Genomic DNA, 5,019 nt, shown 5'->3' on the forward strand with positions numbered 1-5,019 from the left:
GAACGGGCTGGTAGGAGATCGAGGGGATGCTGCCCCCATCAAAGTCACGCCGTCGGAAAGCAACCGCTTGAAAAAGACTCATTGACCCAGAACCCGTCGAACGGTAGACTATACGCTTGCGTGAAGCATCGTGGGCCTTTAGCTCAGTCGGTAGAGCAGGGGACTTTTAATCCCAAGGTCGCGGGTTCGATCCCCGCAGGGCCCACCACTTTGAACTGGGAAAACACAAGCGATTTCATGGAATATCGCGTAAAAACGGGTCGCACGTATCCCATAATATCCCAGATCTTTCGATGCAACCCGCACACGATCCGGCACTGGGGTATCGTCCAACGGCAGGACTCTGGTTTTTGGTACCAGCTACCTAGGTTCGAATCCTAGTACCCCAGCCATTTTTGTTTGTCTTTCTGCTCCACCCAGCTTTCTTGAGCGTATGAGGCGGGGATTCGAACCGTGAGGTAAAAATGCGTTAAGAAAACAGCCCAGTGGGCTGTTTTTAGCATTTTGCCCGCGGCGCTTGCGCAAGGGCTATGAGCGTTTGCGCAGCAAGCGCGGGAATCCTAGTACCCCAGCCATTACATTCCCACCCGCCTCTCGGCGGGTTTGCTTTTTCCCAGCATTCACCGCGCCGCCGCCCGGACGCTCCCGACCACGCTATAATGCCCGCAATCGCGCTTTTATCAGCGGAAGGAATCCAGATGCGCACTTCCCAGCTTGAGTACTTTCTGGCCGTCGCCGATGCACGCAGCTTCACCAAGGCGGCGGAAACCTGCCATGTAGCCCAACCGGCCATCAGCCAGCAGATCCAAGCTCTCGAGAAGGAGCTCGGCTTCACGCTTTTCCACCGCACCACCAAAGGCGTCAGCCTGACCGCCGCCGGGCAGCAGTATTACCGCGACGTGGCTGGCGTACTCGACACCCTTCGCCGCGCCGACCAACATGCATCCGCCATTGCCCATGGGCAGATAGGCACCCTCGATATCGGCGTGGCCAGTTCAGGCCAAAGCGGCTTGCTGCAGATAATCAACTGCTTCTCGTCCCTTTATCCCGAAGTGCGCATTGGCCTGCATCGCGCACTCTCGCGTATCCAGGGAGACCAGCTGCGCCAGGGAGTGTTCGATCTTCTCCCCTCTCCCCTTTGCGCTTTCGACGCAACAGATGACCTGGCCATTGCCTGCGCTGCCCGCGAGCCGCTGCGTATCATCATGAGCGAATCGCACCCTTTGGCAGCACGCCGTGGGCTTGCCGTGGAAGACCTACTCCCCTATCCTCATATCGTTGCCGACGTCGCCACCAAAGACCTCGCACTTCAAACCTATCCCCATCTTGCCTCGTTTCCCGATACCGTGCTTTTGCGCGCCGAGGATCAAGGCATCGCCTGGATGATGATGGCCTTGGGGCTCGGCATCGAAGCAGTGCCCGAATCGGTCATCGCTTCCTTGGAAGCCGGCTACACCGTACGCGAGGTGCGCGGCTACCATGCCTCCCTGGAAATCGGATGGGTGCATCTTGAGAGCAACGACAATCCAGCTCTGCAAAAGTTCTTGAACTTCATTAATGATCAGCGTTTATAACCACCTCTTATAGCATTCCAGCAAAGGGATATTTCACAAGGAGCCCCTTCGGCTCCTAAACTGGGGCCGTCCGAAGGAACGGGAGAAGGAGGACCCCATGGATACCATGAATGCATCCCCGAAGCTGACTCGTCGCAACTTTCTGGCAGGAGCCGCCGTCAGCCTGTTCGGCATGGCAGGTGCAGCAAGCTTGGCCGGCTGCGCCCCAGCACCCCAAGCGGCCGACACCACCGATCTGGCCGACACCGGTGCGGCCAGCCTAAAAGAGCCCACCGAGACCCGCGAGGCCGACATCGTCATCGTCGGCTCCGGCGCCGCAGGCTGTTTTGCCGCCTATGAAGCCGCTCAGGCCGGCGTCGGCAAGGTCATGATCGTCACGAAAAGCGGCACCGCCACCGACTCCAATTTCAACGAGATCACAGGAACTAGTTCCGTAGAGACCGCGCTCCTTAAGGAAGCTGGCGAAACGTTCACAGTGGATCAGATGTACGAGCACATGATGAACTACGCCCATTGGACCGTCAACGCTCGCCTGCTGCGCCAGTGCGTCAGCCTTTTGCCCAGCAACATCGACATCTTTGACGAGATGGGCGTCGAGACCATGGTTCTGGGCGATCGCTACAATTTCGGCTTCCTCAATGTGCACGGATTTACAGGCAAAAACAAGGGCGAGAACTTCGAGGCTGGCTTGACTGCCCTGGGTGTGGAATTCCTGTACGACGCTCCCGTCACGCATGTCCTCATGGAGGACGGCAAGGCCGTTGGCGTGCAGTGCGAATGCGGCCGTGACGTCATTAACGTGAACGCCAAAGCTGTCCTGGTATGCACGGGCGGTTACTTGGCAAACGAAGAGAAGGTGCGCGAAGAATACGGCGGAACGTTCGTGGTGAATATGGGATCGCTTAAGAACACAGGCGACGGCGAGCGCATGGTTCTCGAAGCCGGCGGCGTGGCCGATCGCATTCGCGGCATGGGCATGAACGACATCTACGGCATGAACGTTAAAAGCACCATTTCCGTTTTCGAAGCCAACCCCTTCATGCAGTTGGCGTTCTACGGCGGTCTGCTTACCGACCCGAAGGGCAACCGCTTCATGAACGAGTACATGCTGGCCCAGGAGCCCATGAACGGCGGCGGCGAAGCCACACTTCACGAGAAATGCTACTACGCTATTTTCAGCGAGAACACGGTAAATGCCATGAAGGAGAGCCCCTATTATCAGAATATCGGCAGCCCCGCCGTGTGGACGTCGGCGGCCACCATGTTCAACGCTCCCCTTGCCGACTTCGATGCCAACCTAGCCGCCGCTCAGGAAGAGGGCTGGTGCTTTAAGGCTGCCAGCATCACCGAACTGGCCGAGCTGACGGGGCTCGTGAATCTCGAGGAAACGGTCAAAGAATACGATGAGGCGGTAGCCGCTGGCGCCGACCCGCTGTTCCTCAAGAACCCCGCGTTCCTTCAGCCCATCGAGGACGACTCTGCCGCCTACTATGCCTTCGAGTACAACCCCAGCGCCTTCAACACCTTCGGCGGTCCGCGCACCGATGAGACCTGCTGCGCTCTCGACGCCGACTCCAATCCCATCCCTGGTCTTTACGTGGCCGGTGTTGAGAACGGTAGCCTGTTCTGCTCGCCTTACTATGCCGTCGGCGGATCCTGCTCGGGACTCTCCCTTGCCTCTGGTCGCGTGGCCGCTCGCGCTATGGCGAACTACATCCAGACGGCCTAGCAAGCGAGGGGCTCAATCGCAAGCCTCATCCTTACTGCCTCCCCTCACGAACGACGGCCCGCACTGCGGGCCGTCGTTCGTTTCTTCCTCTATGGCGCTTGCGCTTATCGCACGCCCTTCTCGGTTTTCGCCACCACAAGGAACAGCACGAGGGCAAGGGCGCCCACCGCGGCCATGCACAGGTAAAGAGCCTGGTAACCAATGAGCGGCACAATAAGGCCCAGCAGGATAGGCCCGATGCCTACGCCCACGTCAAGTAGCATGTAGAAGGTGGCGTTGGCCACCGAAAGGCGCGCATCACTGGTAACCCGCACGGCCATGGCCAAGCCGCAGGATTGCACCGTGCCCACGCCGAAGCCCAGAAGCATAGCGGCGCCCAAAAGCATCCAGTCATTGCTCGAGTAGGCCACGAGCACCATGCCAAGCACAAACGAGACAAAGGCGGGAATCATCACCGGATGGGGGCCCTTGCGATCAAAGGCGCGCCCGGTAAAGGGGCGCGTAACGAACATAGCCAGGGCATACGCCACAAAGAACACGCTAGCAGCCCGGCTCAGCCCCAGCTCGGTGGCGTAGGGCGTAAGGAAGGTAAGCAGGCTGGAGTAGCCGAAGAACAGCAACCCGCACACCACCGAGATGGGCAACACGCCGGCTTCCACGAAGCGGGCAAGCGGGGAATGCTCCACCTTGTCGGTGATCTTCTCCTCCAGATGCGTCGAAGGAATGCGCGAGCAGTGGGGGCACTCGTCGTCGGCGCCGCCGCAAGCGGGGCAGGCGTCATCCGCCGTAGTCTGCAGGGCCGCTCGGTCGGCCTTCTCCGCCACCATCTCTTCGCGGCCTTCCTCTGCCGGCGCCTCGGCGATAGCGCCACCCACGGCATCGACCGCTGCCTGCACCTCATCAGCGGTCTTCGCCGCCGAGCCCTTCACGCGCGTGGCCTTGGGCGGCCGCAGCAGGAAGGCGCAGGGCACTGCCAGGGCCACCATAATGCTAGCGATGGCAAACAGCGTGTCGTAGCCGAAGTTGTTGGATACGAAAATACCCGCAAAGGGACCGATGGCACTGCCCAAGGTAATGGACAGCATAAAGTAGCCAATGCCCTCCCCTTTGCGCGAAGCAGGGATGAGGCTTGTGATGACCGTCGCCAGCGTGGTAGAGCACATACCGTAAGCGAAGCCATGCACGAGGCGCACGCCAATGAGAGCGCCCAACGGCTCGTTGAGCAGGTAGAGCACCGTCAGCACTACTTCGGCCACCGCTCCCACCGTCAGGACGGGCATGCGCCCAAAGCGCTCCATGAGTGGCGCGGAAGCAAAACGCGAGAACAGCGTGCCCACAATGAAAGCGCTGGCGCAAAAGGCGGCCACAGCCGGCGCCGCTTGATACACGTTAAGCGCATAGGCCGTCATGACCACCATAAGCATGAAGTAGTTGCCGGCAATAAAGAAGTTGAGCAGGGTGCCGAAGACGAAGCTCTTCGTCCACAGCGGCTCGGACGCGGATGAGATCGCGCGGGGCGCAGAAGAGGCAGAAGCGGCAGAAGCCATTAGCGCTGATCGCCTTCTTTCGCGATGAGCACGGTCATGGGCGACTCCTTGGTAACCGCATAGCTGACCGAGCCGAGGAAGCCCTTCACACCGCCCTGGCCGCGGCTACCCATAATGATGAGGTCGCAGCCCTCGTCCTTGGCGCAGTTCACAATAAGGTCGGCCGGCG

Annotated in this window: 4 protein-coding genes and 2 tRNA genes; 4 read left to right on the forward strand and 2 right to left on the reverse strand. The window is 59.9% G+C overall.

Going from position 1 to position 5,019, the window contains the following annotated elements; genetic code table 11:
- Window positions 1-132: 132 nt before the first annotated feature.
- The 4 genes from QZ307_RS10680 to QZ307_RS10695 all read left to right on the forward strand — a co-directional run bounded on the left by QZ307_RS10680 (window position 133) and on the right by QZ307_RS10695 (window position 3,303).
- Window positions 133-208, forward strand: a tRNA-Lys gene (locus QZ307_RS10680).
- Between the two features lie 110 nt (window positions 209-318).
- Window positions 319-392: transfer RNA gene (locus QZ307_RS10685), tRNA-Gln, on the forward strand.
- A 267-nt stretch (window positions 393-659) separates the two neighbouring features.
- Window positions 660-1,574 carry a LysR family transcriptional regulator gene (locus QZ307_RS10690; protein WP_295999688.1) on the forward strand — a complete coding sequence of 305 codons (915 nt, stop codon included), beginning with the start codon at window positions 660-662 and terminating at the stop codon, window positions 1,572-1,574.
- A gap of 97 nt (window positions 1,575-1,671) precedes the next feature.
- Window positions 1,672-3,303, forward strand: a complete 1,632-nt coding sequence (locus QZ307_RS10695; protein WP_295999689.1) for an FAD-binding protein — start codon at window positions 1,672-1,674, stop codon at window positions 3,301-3,303.
- A 104-nt stretch (window positions 3,304-3,407) separates the two neighbouring features.
- On the opposite strand, the gene QZ307_RS10700 is transcribed toward QZ307_RS10695, so the two are convergent.
- Together QZ307_RS10700 and QZ307_RS10705 are read right to left on the reverse strand one after the other, a co-directional pair.
- Complete coding sequence (locus tag QZ307_RS10700; protein WP_295999691.1) at window positions 3,408-4,850, reverse strand: MFS transporter; 1,443 nt, start codon at window positions 4,848-4,850, stop codon at window positions 3,408-3,410.
- Window positions 4,850-5,005 carry a universal stress protein gene (locus QZ307_RS10705; RefSeq protein WP_295999693.1) on the reverse strand — a complete coding sequence of 52 codons (156 nt, stop codon included), beginning with the start codon at window positions 5,003-5,005 and terminating at the stop codon, window positions 4,850-4,852. The genes QZ307_RS10700 and QZ307_RS10705 overlap by 1 nt, the downstream gene beginning before the upstream one ends.
- Between the last annotated feature and the right edge of the window lie 14 nt (window positions 5,006-5,019).

Source organism: uncultured Adlercreutzia sp., assembly GCA_910585575.1.
In the GTDB taxonomy this organism is placed as follows: Bacteria; Actinomycetota; Coriobacteriia; order Coriobacteriales; family Eggerthellaceae; genus Adlercreutzia.